Source organism: Bradyrhizobium sp. FW305-F6 (assembly GCF_058782905.1).
Genome location: NZ_JBYSYD010000002.1, coordinates 694,972 through 715,074 on the forward strand (window position 1 = coordinate 694,972; position 20,103 = coordinate 715,074).

Below are 20,103 nucleotides of genomic sequence, written 5' to 3' on the forward strand. Positions count from 1 at the left end.
TGAAATCAGGGAATTGCGGAAATGAATCATCAGAAGCCCTCGCGTAGCCATCGTCCGACCTTTCCGAAATAGCCGCCGGTCCCTGTCTTGACCTGCTGCCGCGTATGCCGCGGTTCGACATGTTCGAGGTGAACATATTGCGGGTAGACGAGAAGTCCGGCCGGGACCGCGAACGCGGCGTTCTTCGCCTCATTGGGCAGCCGGCCGAAACCGAGCGGACGTCCGACCCGCACGGGCCGGCCGAGTATCCGGGTGCCGAGATCGACCAGGCCGGTCAGCTGCGAGGCGCCGCCCGAGAGCACGACGCGGCCGTTGGGCTCTGCGGCGAAGGGCGAATCCTTCAGTTTGTCCCGAACCATTTCGAAGACTTCCTCGGCACGGTGCTTGACGATGTTCGCGATGGTGGCGCGGGAGACGATCTGCGGCAGATCCTGCTCGTCACCGGCTGTCGGCACAGACATCAGCTCACGCGAGTCCGATCCGCCGGTGATGACGGTGCCGTATAAGGTCTTGATTCGCTCCGCATCGGCAATGGTCGCCGAGAGTCCGCGCGCAAGATCCATCGTGATGTGTTGCCCGCCGACCGCAAAACCGGCCGCATGCACGAAGCGCCCGCCCGAATAGACGGCAATCGTGGTGGTGCCGGCGCCCATCTCGACGACGGCCGCGCCGAGATCGGCCTCGTCGTCGGTCAGCACCGACAGGCCGGCCACATAGGGGCTCGCCGCCATCGCTTCGACATTGATGTGACAGCGTTCGACCGCAAGCATCAGGTTGCGCGCCACGGTGGCATCGCAGGTGACGACGTTCATGTCGACGCCGAACTGGTGCGCAACCATGCCGCGGGGATCGCGGATGCCCTTGACGCCGTCGAGCGTGTAGCCGACCGGCAGCGCATGCAGCACGGTGCGGCCGTCGCCGGTGGCGTGGCGCATGCCGGTGGAGGTGACGCGGCTGACATCGGCCGGCGTCACGGCGCCGCCGCGGATGTCGGCTGCGGCTTCGACCAGCTGGCCGGCGAGCCGGCCGCCGGAGACCGACAGCAGCACGGACTCGACCCGCACCTTGGCCATCTTCTCCGCGAGCCCGACGGCCTGGCGCACAGCCTGCTCGCATTCGGTAAGATCGACCACAGCCCCGGCCTTCATGCCGCGCGACTGGATCTGGCTGTAGCCGATCAATTCCACCGCATGGGTGCGGCCGCGCAGCGCATCGCTCGGCGGCGACGGCTTCAGCCGCGCGATCATGCAGGCGATCTTGCTGGTGCCGATGTCGAGGCAGGCGACGAGACCGCCGCGCTTGTGCGGCATCGGGCGCGTCTTCGGCGTCTGGGTGCGATCGAGACCGGTCATGCGGAATCCCCGGCCTTCTTTTTCTTCTTGTCCTTGAACAGCTCCTCGCGCGCCTTGGCGGCGTCCTCGGACAGCTGCACCACCAGCCGGTCAGGCAGGCGCATGTCGACGGCGACGATGTCGCGGGAGAACAGGCGGTCTTCCTTGTCGAGCTTCGACAGCATCGCAAGGGCGTTGCCGACGTCCTGCTCGGGCAGGCGGATGTCGAGACCATCCTTGAGCCGCAGATTCCAGCGCCGCTCGCCGACGAAGATCGCGGCCTTCGTGACCGAATTGACCTGCGGGTAGCGCGCCAGCAACGCCAGGAAATCGCGCGCCTGGGTGTCGGCGCCCTTGCCGACCACAAGCGGCAGCGACAGGAAGCGGCGTGAGACATAGGGTTCGAGCACGGCGCCGTCGTCGGCGATGACGGAGAGCCGGCCGGCCTCCTGCCACAGCGCGAACGCCTTGCGCTCGGTGAGCTCGATCATGAGCTGGCCCGGATAGAGCTTCAGCACGGTCGCATCCGCGATCCAGGGATTGGCCTTGAGCTTGTCGCGCACGGCGTCCGCATCGAGGAACAGCAGCGAGGAGCGGCCGCTGACTCCGCCGATGGCGAGAATTTCGTCCTGGGTCAGCTGCTTGCGGCCGTTGATCACGACGGAAGTGATGCGGAAGCCGGCGGAATTGGCCAGCGCGTTGCGGGCATCGCTGACCGCAGTGACGAAATCCTGCAGATGGCCGCCCTTGACGATGCCGAAGCCGCAGCTGCCGATCAAGAGCAGCACGGTCATGCTGAGGCCGACACGGCGCGGCAGATAGCGCTCGACCAGCGCGACGACGCGCGGCGGCGGCTCGCGCGCGACGTCGACCTTGGCTTTGGCCTTGATCTTGGCGGCAGCGCGCTTGCGGGCGAGCGTCTCTTGCACCCACTCGCGCAGAAGCACGACCGCTCCGATAGCAGCCGCCTTCAGATCAGCTTGGGGCCTCAGCGATCTTACAAGCGATCGGGTGAGACTTCCTGCACCATCCATTGCACGAGCTCGTCAACAGTTTCCCCGCGACACTGCGCGGATCCTGGCGAACATGACGTCTCGGGCATGCCGGGCCGGGTGCTGGTCTTCAGCAGAAGAAAACCTCTCCCCTTCAAAGCGTTCGCTGGAGGTGACATCACCCGCGACAGCTCACGCGCCGGCAGCCAAAGCGCCATATGCGCCGCCAGCGTTAACCTTCGGACGTCCTGGTAAACAAAAGGTAAAATTCGTTAACGAATTGCGGATTTTGCCTCGCGCTGTGAGGCATTTGCGCCGCGATGTCCGGCATTTTACCGGTTTTGGCCGCCAAACCAGGCCCTTTCGGCCGTTGGGCCGTTAACCACCCCTGACGATCTCCGGGACGCGCCGGCAGGCGAGCTCGACCAGGCCGCGGAGGAAGTCGACGAATTCGATACCCTCGGCTTTCAGCGCCTTGGGGTAGAGCGAGGACTTCGTCAGCCCGGGAAGCGTGTTGGTCTCGAGATAGACGAGGCCCTTGTCCGAGACGATGAAGTCCGAACGGGAATAGCCGGTGCAGGACATTGCGCGATGAGCCAGCATCGCCTGCTGCTTGAGCGCGGCGGTGATCTCGGGTGCGAAACGGCCGGGGCAGATCTCCTGGGTCGATTTCAGGAGATATTTCGCCGCGTAGTCAAAATTGCCCTCGCCCGGAATGATCTCGATCGGCGGCAGCGAGATGATGGAGCCGTCGGTGCGCTCCAGCACGCCGCATGTTGCCTCGACGCCGGCGATGTAGGGCTCGATGACGTACTCTTCATGCTTCGCCGCGTTGCGGACGGCGATCAGGTCCTGCTTGGCGTTGACGAAGATCAGGCCGTAGCTCGAGCCGTCGCGGGCCGGCTTCGCGATCAGTCGTCCGTATTCGGCGAAGGCTTGGTCGATGTCGTCGAGCGCAACATTTTCCGTCGGCGTCACACCGCCCAGCGCGGCAAACCGCTTGGCCGCGAGCTTGTCGAAGGCGAGATGCGAGGAGGCCGAGCCCGAGCCGGTGAAGGGCACGCCCCGCGCCTCGCACATCACCTGCAATTCGCCGTTCTCGGCCCGCCCGCCATGCAGGCCGAGCACCAGCACGCGTCCCTCGGCCTTGGCCCGGTCGAGCGCCTGCTCCAGCGGGACGCCACGCGTCCCCGGCTTGAACTCGTCCTCGAACGGACGGGCATGTTCGAGCAACTGCGTGGACTGCACGACGTGCACCTTGTCCTCGACGTCCCACCACCACAGGTCGGCCTCGGGCAAGGCCTGATGCAGGGCCTGGGCCGAGGCAACCGAAACCAGACGCTCCCGGTTGGAGCCGCCGAAAAGGATGGTGATGCGCATTCGCTGCCTCTGTTACTTTGTCATTCCGGGGCGCGCAAAGCGCGAACCCGGAATCTCGAGGTTCCGGGTTCGGTGCTTCGCGCCGCCCCGGAATGACACTCACGCCGAAACCCCGACCCGCTTGATTTCCCAGTGTAGCTCGATTCCGGAATTTGCCTTCACCCGTTCGCGCACGGTCTCGCCCAGCGTCTCGATGTCGTGCGCGTTGGCATCGCCGGTGTTGATCAGGAAATTGCAGTGCATTTCCGAGACCTGGGCGCCGCCGACGCGGAGGCCCCGGCAGCCGGCGGCGTCGATCAGTTTCCAGGCCGAGTGTCCCGGCGGGTTCTTGAAGGTCGAGCCGCCGGTCTTCTCGCGGATCGGCTGCGCGGTCTCGCGGTGGTTCTGCACTTCCGCCATGCGGGCGCGGATCGCCTCCGCGTCCCTGATCTCGCCGCGGAAGCGCGCGGAGGTGAAGATGATGGAGGGATCGACGCCGCTGCTGCGGTAGACGAACTTCATGTCGGCGTTAGAAAAGACGTGCTTCGTGCCGTCGCGCCCCACGCCCCTCGCCTCGATCAGCACGTCTTTGGTCTCGCCGCCATTGGCGCCCGCATTCATGCGCAGCGCCCCGCCGATCGTGCCGGGAATGCCGAAATAGAATTCGAGCCCGCCGATATTGGCGGCGGCGGCGACTTCCGCCACCCGCTTGTCCAGCGCGGCGGCGCCCGCGGTGACAACGTCGCCGTTCGCGGTGGCCTCGCCGAAGGCGCGCGGCGCCAGGCGGATCACGACGCCAGCAATACCGCCATCTCGGACGATGAGGTTGGAGCCGACGCCGACGACATAGAGCGGGATGTCGGCAGCGAGATGCGCGAGGAAATACGCGAGGTCGTCCTCGTCCGCCGGCGTAAACAGCGCCTGAGCCGGCCCACCGACGCGAAACCAGGTGAGCTCGGCGAGCGACTGGTTCGCCAGCAGCCGGCCGCGAAGCTCCGGCATCGCGGCTTTGAGGTCTGGCATGATGTCCGGAAAGCTCATGCCGCCTCCGAGAGTGAGGTAGGCAAGCTGCTTCCGTTCCCTCCCCCCTTCTGGGGGAGGGGCAGGGAGGGGGGTAGCCCCAAGCGAGGTCGGAGTTTGTAGCTACCCCTCTCCCCCACCCTCCCCCACAAGGGGGGAGGGAGCGCAGTGCGCCGTGCGGCAGCCTGCAAGTCCCTAAGCATGCTCACCCCAAGCCTTCAATTCGCCGGGCAGCGCATACGCCCATTGCGTGATGTTGCCGGCGCCGAGGCACACGACGAGATCGCCGCTCTTGGCGATGCCATGGACGATCTTGGCCAGCTCGCCTGCATTGGGCAGCGGGATCACCTCGCGATGGCCGTGGGCGCGCAGGCCCGCGACGAAATGATCGCGATCGATGCCTTCGATCGGCGCTTCGCCTGCGGAATAGACATCGGCGACAACAACCGCGTCGGCATCGTTGAAGCAGGTGCAGAATTCCTCGAACAGGGATTGCAGGCGGGTGTAACGATGCGGCTGCACAACGGCGATCACCTTGCCCGTGTAGGAATCGCGCGCCGCTTTCAGCACCGCCGCGATCTCCACGGGATGGTGGCCGTAATCGTCGATCACGGTGACGCCGTTCCACTCGCCGGTCTTGGTAAAGCGGCGCTTGACGCCGCCGAAGCCTGCGAGCGCCTTGCGGATCGCATCGTCGGAAACGCCGAGCTCGTGCGCGACCGCGATCGCCGCCGTCGCGTTCGAGGCATTGTGCCGGCCCGGCATCGGCAGGGCGAGGTCGGCGATCTCGTGCACGGCCCCGCTCTTGCGGTCACGGATCACGACTGTGAATTTCGAGCCGCCGCCGCCGGCGGTGAGATCGACCAGCCGCGCATCGGCCTGCGGATTCTCGCCATAGGTGATGATGCGGCGATCCTCGATCCTGCCGACGAGGCTCTGCACCACGGGATGATCGATGCACATCACGGCAAAGCCGTAGAACGGCAGGTTCTCGACGAAGTGGCGGAAGGCGTCCTGCACGGCCTCGAAGGTCTTGAAGTGGTCGAGATGCTCGGGGTCGACATTGGTCACGATGGCGACATCGGTCGGCAGCTTCAGGAACGTGCCGTCGCTCTCGTCGGCCTCGACCACCATCCAGTCGCCGGCCCCCAGCCGCGCGTTGGAGCCGTAGGCGTTGATGATGCCGCCGTTGATCACGGTGGGATCGAGCCCGCCGGCATCGAGCAGCGTTGCGACCATCGTGGTCGTCGTGGTCTTGCCGTGGGTGCCGGCGATGGCGACGCAGCTCTTCAGCCGCATCAGCTCGGCCAGCATCTCGGCGCGGCGCACCACGGGAATGCGACGTTCGCGCGCCGCCATCAGTTCCGGATTGTCGCGCTTGATCGCGGAGGACACCACCACGACCTCGGCGCCGTCGACATTCTCGGCCTTGTGGCCGACCGAGACCTTGGCGCCCTTCTTGCGCAAACGGTCGAGATTGTAATTGTCGGAGGCGTCCGAGCCCTGCACCGCATAGCCGAGATTCACCAGCACCTCGGCAATGCCGCTCATGCCGATCCCGCCGATCCCGACGAAGTGGATGGGTCCGATCTCGCGCGGCAGTCTCATGCTCTATCCCGTCGTTCGGCCGTCATGCCCAGGCTTGTCCCGGGCATCCACGAATCCTAACGTCCTTCTTGCAAGACGTGGATGGCCGGGACAAGCCCGGCCATGACGGCAAAAGTACGAAATTTGGTACGTTTCTCGTCAGAGTCCCGCGACTTTCACCACGAGATCCGCCAGCCGTTCGGCGGCATCAAGCCTGCCTGCCCCCTTGGCGGCTTCCGCCATGGCGGCAAGGCGCGCGGGCTCGGCGGCGAAGGCCGAGATCTCGGCGGCAAGACGGTCGGAGGTGAATTCGGTCTGCGGGATGCGGACGGCACCATTGACCTGGGCCAGCACGCCGGCATTGGCGAACTGGTCCTGATCGATCGAGCCGGGCAGCGGCACCAGGATGGAGGGCCGGCCGATCGCGGCGAGCTCGGCCACGGTGCCCGCGCCGGAGCGCGACACCACGAGGTGATTGGAGGCGAGCCGCGCCGGCAAATCGGTGAAGAACGGCGCGAGCTCCGCCTTGATCTTGAGCTTGTCGTAGACCGCGCGCACGCGGCTCATGTCCTCTTCACGCACCTGCTGAGTGAGGACCAGGCGGCTCCACAGCGCAGGCTCGAGCCGCTCGATCGCACCGGGCACGATGTCGGCCATGATGCGCGCGCCCTGGCTGCCGCCGACGACGAGCAGGCGCAGCGGGCCGTTCACCTCGGGCGCGACGTACGTCGCCGCAGCAGCCGCAAGGATCGCCGGCCGCATCGGCGTGCCGACGGTCGTGGTCTTGCTCGCCAGCGCCGGATCGCGGTCGAGCACGCCGGGCAAGGACGTCGCGATGGCGCGCACGTGCCGCGACAGGAACCGGTTGGCGCGGCCGAGCACGGCATTGGCGTCATGGATGATGCCGGGCACGCCGGCGAACCTGGCCGCGACCAGCGGCGGCAGCGTCGGATAGCCGCCGAAGCCGACGACGGCGACGGGCTTCAGGCGCTTGATCAGGGCGTAGGCGGACAGCGTTCCGGCCGCGAGCGTGAGCCCGGCATAGGCGAGCTGCAACGGATTGCGGCCGCGCGCGGTCTCGCTTCTGACGACGTCGATCATGTCCTTGCTGAACAGCCCGCTGTAGCGCAGCGCGCGCTCGTCGGTGACGAGGCGGACGCGAAAGCCGCGCTGGATCAATTCGACGCCGAGCGCCTCGGCCGGAAACAGATGGCCGCCGGTGCCGCCCGCGGCGAGAAGAATCAGGGGGGACGTGTCCATGGTGGGGAAGTTTTACAGGGAGTTCTTCGTCATTGCGAGCCGGCTACTTGATGCTCGTGCCCCGGGCGCAGCGCAGCGCGCCGCTCTTCGGCGTGGTGCGCTGCTGAACCGGGGCCCATATCACGCGTAGCTGCGCATCGCCTCGGCGTGGCCGCTCGCCTCGACCTCGGTGCGCGGGCGCAGCCGCGTCAGCGCCAGCATCATGCCGACGCCATAGGCCAGCGAGATGATCGATGAGCCGCCATAGGAGATGAACGGCAGCGTCATGCCCTTGGCGGGGATGAGCTGCAGGTTCACCGACATGTTGATCGCGGCCTGCACGCCGAACAGGATCGCAAGGCCAGAGGCTGCAAAGCGCGAGAACATGTCCTCATTGGCATAGGCTCGCGACAGCGTGCGCATCACGACAAAGGCGAACAGCGCCAGCATGACCAGGCACAGGATGATGCCGAACTCTTCGGCGGCGACCGCGAACACGAAATCGGTGTGGCTGTCGGGCAGGCTGCGCTTGGCAATGCCCTCGCCCGGCCCGAGGCCGAACCAGCCGCCGTTGTAGAAGGCTTCCATGGCGGTATCGACCTGGAAGGTGTCGCCGGAGGCCGGATTCATGAAGCGCCTGATGCGACCCGCGACGTGCGGAACGAACAGGTAGGCGCTGAACAGGCCCGCCGCTCCGAGGCCCGCGAGGCCGAATACCCAGATCATGCGCATCCCTGCGATGAAGAACAGCGAGCCCCACACCATCAGGATCAGCATGGTCTGGCCGAAGTCAGGCTCCATCACCAAGAGCGCGACCAGCATCAGCAGCAGCACCACCGCCATCGAAGTCGCCGGCATCTCCGGCCGCCGCGTCGATTCCGCAAACAGCCAGGCGGCGATGACGACGAAAGAGGGCTTGGCGATTTCGGAGGCCTGAATGTTGACGCCGAGCAGCGTGATCCAGCGCCGCGAGCCCTTCACCTCCGGGCCGAAGGCGAGCGTGAGCACGATCAGGACGATGCTCGCCGCGAAGATGAGCAGGGCCGAGCGGCGGATCGACCGCGGCGACAGGAAGGAGACGCCGAGCAGCACGATGCAGGACGGCACCAGGAACATCACGTGGCGGCTGAAGAAATGAAAGGGATCAAGCCCGATGCGGGTCGCAACCGGCGGGCTCGCCGCCAGCGACAGGATCACGCCGGTCAGCATCAGCGCCAGGATGGCGCCCATCAGCGGCTTGTCGACGGTCCACCACCACTCGGAAAAGGGGGTGCGTTCTTCACGGGAGAGCATGGGCGGCCGCTTTCGGACGGAGGTCGGTCCATTGGTCGCCGAGGTTGGTTACCGGAGGGTTAACATGATGGATCAAGTTGTGGAGAGTCTCGTGCCCCGGACGCAGCGCAGCGCGCCGCCTCTTCGCGGCGTGGTGCGCTGCAGAGCCGGGGCCCAGCTCTCAACGAGTACCGTGTCGCATTCTGGGTCCCGGCTCGCGCTACGCGCGTCCGGGACACGAGAGCGCTGTCACACCACCGGCTGCACACCCGGCAGCGCCTGCACCAGCTCGCGGAACTTGGTGCCGCGGATCTCGAAATTGCGGTACTGGTCGAAGGAGGCGCAGGCGGGCGACAGCAGCACGACGGCATCGGTGAGGCTAGAGGCTTCCGCATCGCGCGCGGCGTGCTCGACAGCGACGTCGAGCGTCTGGCTGATCTCGTGCGGCACCTCGCTGCCGAGCGTGCCCGAAAATTCCTGCGCAGCCTCGCCGATCAGATAGGCTTTGCGGATGCGCGGGAAGAAGCCGGTGAGACCAGTGATGCCGCCCGCCTTGGGCTTGCCGCCGGCGATCCAGAAAATGTCGGCAAAGGATGACAGCGCGTGCGCGGTGGCGTCGGCATTGGTGCCCTTGGAATCGTTGACGAACAGCACGTTGCCGCGGCGGCCGACCTGCTCCATGCGGTGCGCCAGGCCGGGAAAGCTGCGCAGGCCGTTCTGGAGCACATCGAGGCTGATGCCCATCGCGAGCGCAGCGGCGGCGGCGCAGGCCGCGTTCTGCGCATTGTGGAGGCCGCGCAACGAGCCGATACCGCCGAGCGCGGCGACCTCGCTGCGGGCGCCGCCCGAGGCGCTCACGATATTGCCATGCTCGACATAAATGCCGGAGGCGAGCGGATTCTTGACGGAGATGCGCACGACGTTCTTGCCGGCGCGGTCGAGCCGGTCGGCGATGTCACGGCAGAAGCCGTCGTCGACACCGACGATCGCGGTGCCGCCGTCCTGCACGCCGGCAACGAGACGCTCCTTCACCGCGGCGTAATGCTCGATGGTGCCGTGGCGGTCGATGTGGTCCTCGCTGACATTGAGCAGGATGCCGACGGAGGGATCGAGCGAGGGCGTGAGGTCGATCTGGTAGGACGACATCTCGATGACGTGGACGCGCCCCATGCGCGGCGGCTCCAGCGACAGGATCGCGGTGCCGATATTGCCGCCCATCTGAGTGTCGTAGCCGGCGACTTTCGTCAGGTGCGCGATCAGCGCCGTCGTGGTCGACTTGCCGTTGGTGCCGGTGATGGCGACGAACGGCGCGTCTGGCGCGTGCCGGCGCCGCTCGCGGCAGAACAGCTCGATGTCGCCGATGACCTCGACCCCGGCCTCGCGCGCCTTCAGCACGCTCCAGTGCGGCACCGGATGAGTGAGCGGCACGCCGGGCGCGAGCACGAGCGCGGCGAGATTGGCCCAGGAAACGTTGCGCAAATCCGCACTGATGAAACCGGCCTGCACCGCCTTGGCGACGTTCTCGGCATTGTCGTCGGCGGCGATCACCTCGGCGCCCCCCGCCTTCAAGGCATGGCAGGAGGCGAGCCCCGAGCCGCCGAGGCCGAACACCGCGACCGTCTTGCCGGCGAAGGAGGTGACGGGGATCATGATCCCTCCTCTGTCATTCCGGGGCTCGCGAAGCGAGAACTATGGTGCGCAATTGCGCACCAGAGAATCTCGAGATTCCGGGTTCTCGCTTCGCGAGCCCCGGAATGACGGTGCTGGGCAGTCATCCCCATCACCGCAGCTTCAGCGTGGAGAGCCCGGCGAGCGCCAGCATCACCGAGATGATCCAGAAGCGGATCACGATCTGCGGCTCGGTCCAGCCCTTCTGCTCGAAATGGTGATGGATCGGCGCCATCCGGAACACGCGCTTGCCTGTGAGCTTGAAGGACACGACCTGCACGATGACCGAAACCGCCTCGAGCACGAACAATCCGCCGATCACCGCGAGCACGATCTCGTGCTTCACCGCGACCGCGATGGCGCCGAGCATGCCGCCCAGCGCGAGCGAGCCGGTGTCGCCCATGAAGATCGAGGCCGGCGGCGCGTTGAACCAGAGGAAGCCCAGGCCCGCGCCGAGCAGCGCGCCGCAGAGCACCGCGAGCTCGCCGGTGCCGGCGACATATTTGATCTGGAGATAGTCCGCGAACACGGCGTTGCCGGCGAGATAGGCGATCATCGCAAAGCTCGCGGTCGCGATCATCACGGGCACGATGGCGAGGCCGTCGAGACCGTCGGTGAGGTTCACGGCATTGCCCGCACCGACGATGACGAAGGCGCCGAACACGACGAAGAACCAGCCGAAATGCAGCACTGTGTCCTTCAGGAACGGAACAGTCAGCGCGGTCGAGGCGGGATCGCGGTTCAGCCGCACCAGCGCGTAGCAGGCCACCAGCGCGATCACCGCCTCGATCAAGAGGCGCAGCTTGCTGCCGAACCCGGTCGTGGTTTGCTTGGTCACCTTGAGGTAATCGTCGTAGAAGCCGACGAAGCCGAAGCCGAGCGTCACCGCCAGCACGATCCAGACATAGGGGTTGAGCGGGTTGGCCCACAGCACCGTTCCGACGGTGAGGCCGGACAGGATCATCAACCCGCCCATGGTGGGCGTGCCCTTCTTGGCGAGATGCGATTGCGGACCGTCGGTGCGGATCGGCTGCCCCTTGCCCTGGCGGATGCGCAAATGATCGATGATCCAGGGTCCGAACAGGAAGACGAACAGCGCGCCGGTGACGACGGCACCGCCGGTGCGGAAGGTGATGTAGCGGAAGACGTTCAGGAAGGTACGAACGGCACCGAAGCCCGGAAATGTGTTTGAAAGTTCGATCAGCCAGTAAAACATTCAGAGGGTCCTATGACGCCTTTGCACATTTGGCCTCGGCCATATCGCGGCCTCAACGTGCCTCACGCGCATTCGCTGGTCTTCATCATCGGGTCGGGCGCGGCCTCAGGAAAGCGGAAGGCCTCGTACCGCAAAGGGTGGGATTCGGGAACGGCGCCTTCCAAGCAGTTTACGCCTTTGCCTGCAAGGCGGCCACCAGCCCCGGCACAAACTTGTTGACCCAGAACATCTTCTTGCTGCCCTTGACAACCACGACGTCGCCTGCCTTCAACAGGCTCGCGACCTCGCTGGGCTTTAGCGTGGCCGGATCGTCGTGCCAGCCGAGACCCTTGCCTGGCGGCAGCAAGTCGAACAGATGCCGCATCAGCGGTCCGACGCAATAGACGCCATCGATGCCTTCGAGATATTCGGTGAGGCCGGTGTGGTAGCTCGGTGCGCCCTCGCCGAGCTCGAGCATGTCGCCGAGAACCGCGATGCGGCGGCCGCCGCTCATGTGGCGCGCCTGGAGGCTCTGCAGCGCAGCCGCCACGCTGGCCGGATTGCCGTTGAAGCTGTCGTCGATCACGGTGATGTCGCCGACCGCCTGCTCGACGCCGCGCCCGGTCATGATGCCGACACGGTCGAGCTTGATCGCCAGTGTCGCGACGTCGAGATGCGCGGCATGAACGCAGGCGAGCGCGGCCAGCGCATTGTGCACCCGGTGCGGCGCGCCGGGGGTCAGGCTGAAGGCGATCTCCTTCTTGCCGATAGCGGCCACGACCTGCCAGCTCTCGCCGTGCGGCGCGTGCGCGACCTCGTGCACCTCTGCATGCTCGCTGCCGAAGCGCACGACCTTGCCCTTCCATTCGGGTGCCTTGATTCCGGCCGGCAGCACCAGCACGCCAGTCTCGGGCAGGCCGAGCGCAATCGACACCTTCTCCCGCCTGATGGCCTCGAGCGAGCCGAGCTTTTCCAGATGCACCGGCTGGACGTTGACGACCAGCGCGACGGTCGGCTGCGTGAGCTCGCTGAGGCGGGCGATCTCGCCTTGCTGGTTCATGCCCATCTCGACCACCCAGAGGCTGGCATCTCGCCGGGCATTGCACAGCGTCAGCGGCACGCCCCAAAAATTGTTGAAGCTCGACGGGCTGGCATAGGCGTTCGGATAGGCGGCGAGAAATTCCTTGGTGCTGGTCTTGCCGGCGCTGCCGGTGAGCCCGATCACCGGACCGCTGAAGCGCGCGCGTGCTGCGCGCGCAAGGGCCCAGAGACCGTCGATCAGCGTGTCCTTGACGACGATCTGGGGAATGCGGATGTCCGGGATCTCGTGCGGCACGATCATCGCCACCGCACCTGCCGCTTCCGCCTTGTCGGCGAACTCCCAGCCGTCGCGCGCGCTGGCGAAAGCGGAGACGAAGCCGCCGCTCGGCGTGCCGCTCAGCGCCACGAACAGGCTGCCCGGCTTCACCAGGCGGCTGTCCTGTGTGACGAGATCGATCGGCGTCTCCGGAAACGATCCGGCCACACCAAGCGCACGCGCGACCTCGGCAATTGTCCATATCGGCGCGCTCATGAGACCCTCGATGCTAGTGCGGCGGCGACCGCCTCGTGATCACTGAAGGGCAGCACTTCGCTCCCGACGATCTGTCCGGTCTCATGGCCCTTGCCGGCGATGAGCAGTGCATCGCCCTCCCGCAAATCCTCGATCGCGGCGCGGATCGCCTCGGCGCGGTCGCCGATCTCGCGCGCGTCCTTGGCGGCGGCGAGGATCGACGCGCGGATCGCTTCCGGCTTCTCGCTGCGGGGATTGTCGTCGGTGATGATGACGCCGTCGGCATTTTTGGCCGCGATCTCGCCCATGATCGGCCGCTTGCCGGCATCGCGGTCGCCGCCGGCGCCGAACACGACGACCAGCCTGCGCTTCGCGTAAGGCCGCAGCGCCTGCAGCGCCTTCGCGAGCGCGTCGGGCTTGTGCGCGTAATCGACGAAGATCGGCGCGCCGTTGCGCTCACCGACGCGTTCGAGCCGGCCCTTGGCGCCTTCGAGATGCTCGAGGCTTGCGAACGCGTCGGCTGCATCGCTGCCGGTGCCGATCGCAAGGCCGGCCGACACCAGTGCGTTCTCGATCTGGAATTCGCCGACCAGCGGCAGCCGGATCGCGTAAGTCCTGCCGTGATGTTCGACCGTCAGCCTTTGCGAGAAGCCTTCGACCACAGCCTCTTTGAGGCGGATACCCTCGCCTGCCCCGTCGCCGTTGCGGCCCACCGCCATCACGCGAAGGCCACGCGATGTCGCCGCAGCGATCGCCTCCGCCGAGCAATCATGATCGGCCGAGATCACCGCGGCGCCACCCGGCTGCACCAGCTCCCGGAACAGGCGGAGCTTCGCCGCGAGATAATGCGCAACGGTCGGATGGTAATCCATGTGGTCGCGCGACAGGTTGGTGAAACCGCCTGCGGAGATGCGGACGCCATCGAGACGGTACTGGTCGAGCCCGTGCGAGGAGGCCTCGAAGGCGAGATGCGTGACACCCTCGCGCGCGATCTCATCCAGCTGCCGATGCAGCGCGATCGGGTCCGGCGTCGTCAGCGAGCCATAGACGGTGCGCTTTTGCGAGACGAGGCCGATGGTGCCGATGCTGGCCGAGGCCTGTCCCAACCGTTCCCAGATCTGGCGCGTGAAGGCCGCGACCGAAGTCTTGCCGCTGGTGCCGGTCACTGCCGCAATCGTCGCGGGCTGCGCGGGGAAGCACCTTGCCGCGGCCAGCGCCAATGCGCGGCGTGGATTGGCGACAGCGATGAACGGCACCTTGCAGGCGGCCGGAGCATGGTCGCCGACGACGGCCACCGCGCCCGCAGCGACGGCAGCATCGATGAAGCGCGCGCCGTCGGTCTTGCTGCCCGCGAGGGCGAAGAAGAGATCGCCCGGCTTGACCACGCGGCTGTCGAGCGCAAGCCCGCTCACCTCGAGCGCCGCAATGGCGGGCTCGATTGCGGCATCATGGCCCAGAACATCCTGACCTAAGAGGTCGCGCAGCTTCATGGTCTTCCAGTCGACATGCCGGAAAGGCGGACCTTCGGAAAAGCCCGACTCACTGGCGTTGGCGGCCCACCCCGCTGATTACTGGGTTGTCCTGGATGCTGCAAGAATAAGGCGCTCCGCAGGCGGCAGGTCGAACCGCGGCTCGACGCCCAGGAGCGGCGCGATGCGCTCGATCACCTTGCCGCCGGTCGGCACCGCGTTCCATCCCGAGGTGATGAAACCATGGGTTTCGGGCAGGGCTTGCGGCTCGTCCAGCATGATCAGGACGTGATATTTGGGATCGTCGCAGGGCAGGATGGCGGTGAACGAGTTGAGCACGCGCTTCTTGGCGTAGCGGCCGTTGATGACCTTTTCGGACGTGCCGGTCTTGCCGCCGACGTAATAGCCCTTGACGTCCGCCTTTCTCGCCGAGCCGACTTCGGCATTGAGCCGCATCAGGAACCGCATCTTGTCGCTGGTGTCCTGCTTGATCACGCGCTTGGCCAGCGCCGCAGCTTCGGATTCGCTGCGCTTCATGAACGTCGGCGGAATCAGATACCCGCCGTTCACCAGCGCGTTGATGCCCATCACCGCCTGGAGCGGCGCCACCGACAGTCCCTGGCCGAATGCGGCGGTGACCGTGTTCAATTCGCTCCAGCGCCGCGGCAGCAGCGGCGCCGCGCTCTCCGGCAGTTCGGTGCGCAGCCGCGTCGTCTGGCCCAGCTTGGCGAGGAACGCCTTGTGCGCCTCGACGCCCTGGTTGAGCGCGATCCGCGCCGCGCCGATGTTGGAGGAGTAGGTGAACACTTCCTTGGTGTTGATGAAGCGCCCGAGCGGATGGCTGTCGTGGATGGTGAACTTGCCGTAGTGCAAATTGCCGCGCGCGTCCCACATCGAGTTCAGATTGATCTTGCCGGAATCCAGCCCCATCGCCAGCGTGAACGCCTTGAACGTCGAGCCCATCTCGTAGACGCCGGTGGTCAGGCGGTTGATGCGATCAGGGTCGTGCGCTTCCTTCGGATTGTTCGGGTCGAAGTCCGGCAGCGACACCATCGCGACGATCTCGCCGGTCTTGACGTTGGAAACGAGGCCGGAGGCGGCCTTGGCGTGGAACTTTTCCTTGGCCTTCAGCAGTTCGTCGCGCAGCGCGTGCTCGACGCGCAGATCGACCGAGAGCTCGATCGGCTTCTGCAAGCGGTCGGTGGCAAAGCCGGCGCGATGGAGATCGGCGAGCCCTTGATTGTCGAGCCACTTCTCGAGGCCGGCGATGCCCTGGTTGTCGATGTTGACGAGACCGATGAGGTGGGCGACCTCGTTGCCGGTCGGATAGACGCGCTTGTTCTCGCGCAGGAAGCCGATGCCGGGAAGACCGAGCTTGTGGATGGCCTGCTGCTGCGCCGGCGTGACCTCGCGCTTGAGCCAGACGAAGCCCTTGCGCGTCCTCAGGCGCTCGCGCACCTCGGCCTCGTCGAGGTCAGGAATGGTCGCGGTGAGAAGCTCGATCGCCTCGTCCTTGTCGATGATGCGGCGCGGCTCGCCGAACAGGCTCGACGCCTTGACGTCGGTCGCGAGGATCGCACCGTTGCGGTCCACGATGTCGGGCCGCGCGGTCGCGACCACCTCCTGTGCCGCGGCGCGGCGGGCACCGTGTGCGTCGGCACCGATCGCGAACATCACGAGGCGGCCGCCGATGAGGGCGTAGACCGAGGCGAAGGCGAGCATGGCAAGGCCGACGCGTGCGCGCGCCTTCGCGACGCGATCGACGTTGCGCCCGTAGAGCAGGCTGCGGATCAGCCGCCGCCGCCAAGGCTCCGTCGACTTCTCGTTTGGTTTTGCGGGCGTCCCCACGCTCATGGCTTGTCCTCGGGCTGAGTTACGGAGCCCGTCACCGTATCGGGGTCGCTCGCGGCTTCGATGGTCTTGAGCATGGCCCCGATCGGATCGGGCTCGCCCGGCCTGAACATCCGCGGCGGACGCTCCGGCAGGTTCTTCAGCGAATCATATTGCGTGCCGTTGACCGGCTTGAGGTGCAGATGCCGGTCGGACACGCCTTGCAGCCGCAGCGGCGCATCGAGCTTGGCCCATTCCGCCCGCAGCGCGGCGATCGCGTCGCGCTCCTCGCGAATCTCTGCGCGCAGCCGCAGCACCTTCTCGGTGCGCGCCGTGGAATCCATCTTGATCCGGTAGACATGGGCCGCCGCGAAGATCAGCGCGCCGATGACGAGGAGGTGGATGATGCGCATGCGCTAGCCGCCCCTCACCACGTCGGCGAGCCTCGGCCAGGACGATGCCTCGTCGGCCGCGTGCGCCGGCGCAGAGGTGCGCTCGGCGGCGCGCAGCTTTGCGGAACGCGCGCGCGGGTTATGCGCGACTTCGTCCTCGCCGGCGACGACCGGCCGCCGCGTCAAGAGCTGGAAGCTCGGAGGAACTTGCGCGACCTCCGGCAGATGCCGCGAGCCGCCGCCGGTCTTGGAACGCTCGGACAGGAAATTCTTGACGATGCGGTCTTCCAGCGAATGGAACGAGACCACGACGAGGCGGCCGCCGGGCTTGAGCACGCGCTCGGCCGCGGCGAGCGCCGTCTGGAGTTCTTCCAGCTCTTCGTTGACGAAGATGCGCAGCGCCTGGAACGTCCGTGTCGCGGGATGAATCTCGCCGGGCTTCGACCGCACCACCCTGCCGACGAGATCGGCCAGCGCACGCGTGGTCGTGAACGGCGTCTCCTGCCGGTCGGCGACGATGGCGCGGGCGATGCGGCGCGACTGTCGCTCCTCGCCGAAGAGATAGATGATGTCGGCGAGATCGCCTTCGGAGGCGCTTGCGACCACGTCGGCGGCGGTCGGCCCCGACTGCGCCATCCGCATGTCGAGCGGACCGTCGAGACGGAAGGAGAAGCCGCGGCCGGCCTGGTCGAGCTGCATCGAGGACACGCCGACGTCCATCACAACACCGTCGATCGCCGCGCCCCCTTGCGCGTCGCAGACCTCGGCAAGGTTGGAGAAGCGGTCCTCGACCAGCGTCAGCCGGCCCGCGGAGCGTTCGACCAGCTCGGCACCGCCGGCAATCGCGCTGCGGTCGCGATCGATGGCAATGAGGCGGGTTCCCGGCACCTCCAGGATCGCGCGGCTATAGCCGCCGGCACCGAAAGTGGCATCGACATAGACGCCGCCCTCGCGCGGGGCGAGCAGCGCGATGGCCTCAGGGCCGAGAACGGGGATATGCGGAGCCGAGCTCATGCGCGACGCCAGCCGACTGCCGAACCTGACCAGGCGAGATCGGGGTCGAACAAGCCCATAACGCCTCGTATCGTTGCGCGTTGCGGCGGTTCCACGACAAAGCCCCTGTCCAACATGGTTACCGAGCCCGATCGTCCCGGGCCACAGACCCAGTGTTCCCATTGGAATTTGTCGGGCAGCCATGGGATTTCGAGCCAAAATACGCTTTGGCCGCCTCCGGACGCAGGTCGGCTCTTCATCCCTCAGTAACGGCCCTTAGCGTTAAGAAAGCGTTGCGCGACTCGCTACAAGTCGAAAAGGTGGCGGTGCGGTGATGCGTCATCCACACACATCACCAAAATGGATCCGTTAACCGCACCACGCGATTGCGCACGGTGGAGGGTAAAGGAATAGTAAAGAGAAGGGCTTGCCCTACTCTCCGTTGCCTCGAGCTGCTCATGCCCTCCGGTTCGTCCATGCAGTCTGGATCCGATTCGAAGCGTCACCGCGTTCTCCCGGTTCCCAAAGCCGTGGCGAACCTGCGGACGTTCGAGCCTGACTCCTCGACCGTCTCGGACATCATCCCCTCGCCCAATTTCGGCGAGCGCAACAAGGGACGGCAGCCGGACATGATCGTGCTGCACTACACCGGCATGCCCGACGTCGAGGGCGCGCTGGCACGGCTGTGCACCGCGGGCACCGAAGTGTCGGCGCATTATGTCGTGCTGGAGGACGGCCGCATCGTGCAATGCGTGCCCGAGGCCAAGCGGGCCTGGCATGCGGGCGTCTCCTCCTGGGCCGGCGAGGACGACATCAACTCCTGCTCGATCGGCATCGAGATCATCAATCGCGGTCATGACTGGGGCTATCCGGAGTATCCGCTGCGCCAGATCGCGGCCGTGATCGCATTGTGCCGCGGCATCATGCTTCGCCGCAAGGTGCCGGCGCACCGGGTGCTCGGCCATTCCGACGTCGCGCCTGCGCGCAAGAAGGACCCCGGCGAGAAGTTTCCGTGGCATTCGCTGGCCAATTCCGGCGTCGGCCATTGGGTCACCCCCGCCCCGATCGTGCGCGGCGAGAGCCTGATGCTCGGCACCATCAGCGACGCCGTGCTGAGCATGCAGCAGGCGCTCGCCAAGTACGGCTATGGCGTGCCCCTGAACGGCAAATACGACGCCGCGACGATGGAGGTCGTCACCGCCTTCCAGCGGCATTTCCGTCCGGCACGGTTCGATGGCGTCGCGGATCACTCGACGCTGTCGACATTGCAGGCCCTGCTGGCGAGCTTGCCGCCAGAGGGAACGACGGTGGCGTCGAAGTGACGGCGTAGCAGCACACGCCGTCGTGACGAGACGCTCTTGCAACGGCGACGCGGGCGTCGCGATCTCGGCTTGACGAAACCGTCACAAATGCCCCATGCGTTATCAGTCAGTCGGCCGGACGGCCGCTCCGGCAGGCGCCGAAAGGCCGCCGGGGAGGAAAGTCCGGGCTCCCTTGACATGCGGTGCCGGATAACGTCCGGCGGGGGTGACCCCAGGGAAAGTGCCACAGAGAACGAACCGCCCGCCTTCGCCCTTCGGGGCTTCGGCGAGGTAAGGGTGAAAAGGTGCGGTAAGAGCGCACCGCGGTTCCGGCAACGGAGCCGGCATGGCAAACCCCACCGGGAGCAAAACCGAATAGGGACGGCATAGCGGGCTGTTCGCGAAAGCGATAACGCCGCGGGGCGATGTCAGGCCCGCCGTCCGGGTAGGTTGCTCGAGACCATTTGCAAACATGGTCCCAGAGGAATGGCCGTCACGTATCGCGCGCGCAAGCGGGCGGTACCCTACAGAACCCGGCTTACAGGTCGGCTGATGTGCGACGAGGGGTTCGGTGCCAACGCATCGGACCCCTCACCATTTTGGCGGGCGCCCCGCCACTCACCGCCGTCATTCCGGAGCTCACGAAGCGAGAACCCTGAATCCATCGTGCAGCAGAGACGGAGGAGAAATGGATTCCGGGTTCGTGCTGCGCACGCCCCGGAATGACGAGCGAGACTTTGGCCGGCGCCCCACTACTCACCCGCTGTCATTCCGGGGCTCGCGAAGCGAGAGCCCGGAATCCATCGGACGGCGCAGAGGGAGGAGGAATGGATTCCGGGCTCGTGCTGCGCACGCCCCGGAATGACGAGCGAGACTTTGGCCAGCGCCCCACTACTCACCCGC

Annotated in this window: 15 protein-coding genes and 1 other RNA gene; 2 read left to right on the forward strand and 14 right to left on the reverse strand. The window is 66.4% G+C overall.

The annotated features are described in order from the left end of the window. Positions 1-29: 29 nt before the first annotated feature. From ftsA to rsmH, 14 genes are all read right to left on the reverse strand, one after another. Positions 30-1,352 carry a cell division protein FtsA gene (ftsA, locus tag AC3WLX_RS14595; RefSeq protein ID WP_492336463.1) on the reverse strand — a complete coding sequence of 441 codons (1,323 nt, stop codon included), beginning with the start codon at positions 1,350-1,352 and terminating at the stop codon, positions 30-32. After that, positions 1,349-2,365: a cell division protein FtsQ/DivIB gene (locus AC3WLX_RS14600; protein ID WP_492336464.1), complete on the reverse strand. Its 1,017-nt coding sequence runs from the start codon at positions 2,363-2,365 to the stop codon at positions 1,349-1,351. The genes ftsA and AC3WLX_RS14600 overlap by 4 nt, the downstream gene beginning before the upstream one ends. A 336-nt stretch (positions 2,366-2,701) precedes the next feature. Continuing rightward, entirely contained in the window at positions 2,702-3,703 is a 1,002-nt protein-coding gene (locus AC3WLX_RS14605) for a D-alanine--D-alanine ligase family protein (RefSeq protein WP_492336465.1), read from the reverse strand. Positions 3,704-3,802: 99 nt separating this feature from the next. Beyond that, complete coding sequence (gene murB, locus AC3WLX_RS14610; protein ID WP_492336466.1) at positions 3,803-4,723, reverse strand: UDP-N-acetylmuramate dehydrogenase; 921 nt, start codon at positions 4,721-4,723, stop codon at positions 3,803-3,805. A 174-nt stretch (positions 4,724-4,897) separates the two neighbouring features. Further along, on the reverse strand, positions 4,898-6,310 hold the full coding sequence (gene murC, locus AC3WLX_RS14615) for a UDP-N-acetylmuramate--L-alanine ligase (protein WP_492336467.1): 1,413 nt from the start codon (positions 6,308-6,310) through the stop codon (positions 4,898-4,900). Positions 6,311-6,448: 138 nt separating this feature from the next. After that, positions 6,449-7,549 carry an undecaprenyldiphospho-muramoylpentapeptide beta-N-acetylglucosaminyltransferase gene (gene murG / locus AC3WLX_RS14620; RefSeq protein WP_492336468.1) on the reverse strand — a complete coding sequence of 367 codons (1,101 nt, stop codon included), beginning with the start codon at positions 7,547-7,549 and terminating at the stop codon, positions 6,449-6,451. Between the two features lie 120 nt (positions 7,550-7,669). After that, entirely contained in the window at positions 7,670-8,821 is a 1,152-nt protein-coding gene (gene ftsW / locus AC3WLX_RS14625; protein WP_492336469.1) for a putative lipid II flippase FtsW, read from the reverse strand. A 228-nt stretch (positions 8,822-9,049) separates the two neighbouring features. Then, on the reverse strand, positions 9,050-10,450 hold the full coding sequence (gene murD, locus AC3WLX_RS14630; RefSeq protein ID WP_492336470.1) for a UDP-N-acetylmuramoyl-L-alanine--D-glutamate ligase: 1,401 nt from the start codon (positions 10,448-10,450) through the stop codon (positions 9,050-9,052). 130 nt (positions 10,451-10,580) lie between these two features. Beyond that, entirely contained in the window at positions 10,581-11,684 is a 1,104-nt protein-coding gene (gene mraY / locus AC3WLX_RS14635) for a phospho-N-acetylmuramoyl-pentapeptide-transferase (RefSeq protein ID WP_291628975.1), read from the reverse strand. A gap of 169 nt (positions 11,685-11,853) precedes the next feature. Further along, a complete protein-coding gene (locus tag AC3WLX_RS14640; protein ID WP_492336471.1) occupies positions 11,854-13,236 on the reverse strand; it encodes a UDP-N-acetylmuramoyl-tripeptide--D-alanyl-D-alanine ligase in 1,383 nt (460 codons plus the stop codon). Beyond that, a complete protein-coding gene (locus AC3WLX_RS14645) occupies positions 13,233-14,705 on the reverse strand; it encodes a UDP-N-acetylmuramoyl-L-alanyl-D-glutamate--2,6-diaminopimelate ligase (RefSeq protein ID WP_492336472.1) in 1,473 nt (490 codons plus the stop codon). The genes AC3WLX_RS14640 and AC3WLX_RS14645 overlap by 4 nt, the downstream gene beginning before the upstream one ends. Before the next feature lie 78 nt (positions 14,706-14,783). Then, positions 14,784-16,538 (reverse strand): peptidoglycan D,D-transpeptidase FtsI family protein, encoded by a 1,755-nt coding sequence (locus tag AC3WLX_RS14650; RefSeq protein ID WP_492336473.1) that lies wholly within the window; start codon positions 16,536-16,538, stop codon positions 14,784-14,786. Beyond that, positions 16,535-16,927 (reverse strand): cell division protein FtsL, encoded by a 393-nt coding sequence (ftsL, locus tag AC3WLX_RS14655; protein WP_492336474.1) that lies wholly within the window; start codon positions 16,925-16,927, stop codon positions 16,535-16,537. The genes AC3WLX_RS14650 and ftsL overlap by 4 nt, the downstream gene beginning before the upstream one ends. Positions 16,928-16,930: 3 nt before the next feature. Further along, a complete protein-coding gene (gene rsmH, locus AC3WLX_RS14660; protein ID WP_492336475.1) occupies positions 16,931-17,920 on the reverse strand; it encodes a 16S rRNA (cytosine(1402)-N(4))-methyltransferase RsmH in 990 nt (329 codons plus the stop codon). A gap of 437 nt (positions 17,921-18,357) precedes the next feature. On the opposite strand from rsmH, the gene AC3WLX_RS14665 reads away from it, so the two are divergent. Then, positions 18,358-19,221 (forward strand): N-acetylmuramoyl-L-alanine amidase, encoded by an 864-nt coding sequence (locus tag AC3WLX_RS14665; RefSeq protein ID WP_492336476.1) that lies wholly within the window; start codon positions 18,358-18,360, stop codon positions 19,219-19,221. A 106-nt stretch (positions 19,222-19,327) separates the two neighbouring features. Further along, an RNA gene (rnpB, locus tag AC3WLX_RS14670) (RNase P RNA component class A) lies at positions 19,328-19,757 on the forward strand. Positions 19,758-20,103: the final 346 nt, after the last annotated feature.

Coding starts and splice junctions, on each gene's coding strand:
- AC3WLX_RS14605 (WP_492336465.1), bottom strand. CDS start 3,703: ATGCGCATCACCATCCTTTTCGGCGGCTCCAACCGGGAGCGTCTGGTT.
- AC3WLX_RS14650 (WP_492336473.1), bottom strand. CDS start 16,538: ATGAGCGTGGGGACGCCCGCAAAACCAAACGAGAAGTCGACGGAGCCT.
- ftsW (WP_492336469.1), bottom strand. CDS start 8,821: ATGCTCTCCCGTGAAGAACGCACCCCCTTTTCCGAGTGGTGGTGGACC.
- murD (WP_492336470.1), bottom strand. CDS start 10,450: ATGATCCCCGTCACCTCCTTCGCCGGCAAGACGGTCGCGGTGTTCGGC.
- mraY (WP_291628975.1), bottom strand. CDS start 11,684: ATGTTTTACTGGCTGATCGAACTTTCAAACACATTTCCGGGCTTCGGT.
- rsmH (WP_492336475.1), bottom strand. CDS start 17,920: ATGAGCTCGGCTCCGCATATCCCCGTTCTCGGCCCTGAGGCCATCGCG.
- AC3WLX_RS14665 (WP_492336476.1), top strand. CDS start 18,358: ATGCCCTCCGGTTCGTCCATGCAGTCTGGATCCGATTCGAAGCGTCAC.
- ftsA (WP_492336463.1), bottom strand. CDS start 1,352: ATGACCGGTCTCGATCGCACCCAGACGCCGAAGACGCGCCCGATGCCG.
- AC3WLX_RS14640 (WP_492336471.1), bottom strand. CDS start 13,236: ATGAGCGCGCCGATATGGACAATTGCCGAGGTCGCGCGTGCGCTTGGT.
- AC3WLX_RS14600 (WP_492336464.1), bottom strand. CDS start 2,365: ATGGATGGTGCAGGAAGTCTCACCCGATCGCTTGTAAGATCGCTGAGG.
- ftsL (WP_492336474.1), bottom strand. CDS start 16,927: ATGCGCATCATCCACCTCCTCGTCATCGGCGCGCTGATCTTCGCGGCG.
- murB (WP_492336466.1), bottom strand. CDS start 4,723: ATGAGCTTTCCGGACATCATGCCAGACCTCAAAGCCGCGATGCCGGAG.
- murC (WP_492336467.1), bottom strand. CDS start 6,310: ATGAGACTGCCGCGCGAGATCGGACCCATCCACTTCGTCGGGATCGGC.
- AC3WLX_RS14645 (WP_492336472.1), bottom strand. CDS start 14,705: ATGAAGCTGCGCGACCTCTTAGGTCAGGATGTTCTGGGCCATGATGCC.
- murG (WP_492336468.1), bottom strand. CDS start 7,549: ATGGACACGTCCCCCCTGATTCTTCTCGCCGCGGGCGGCACCGGCGGC.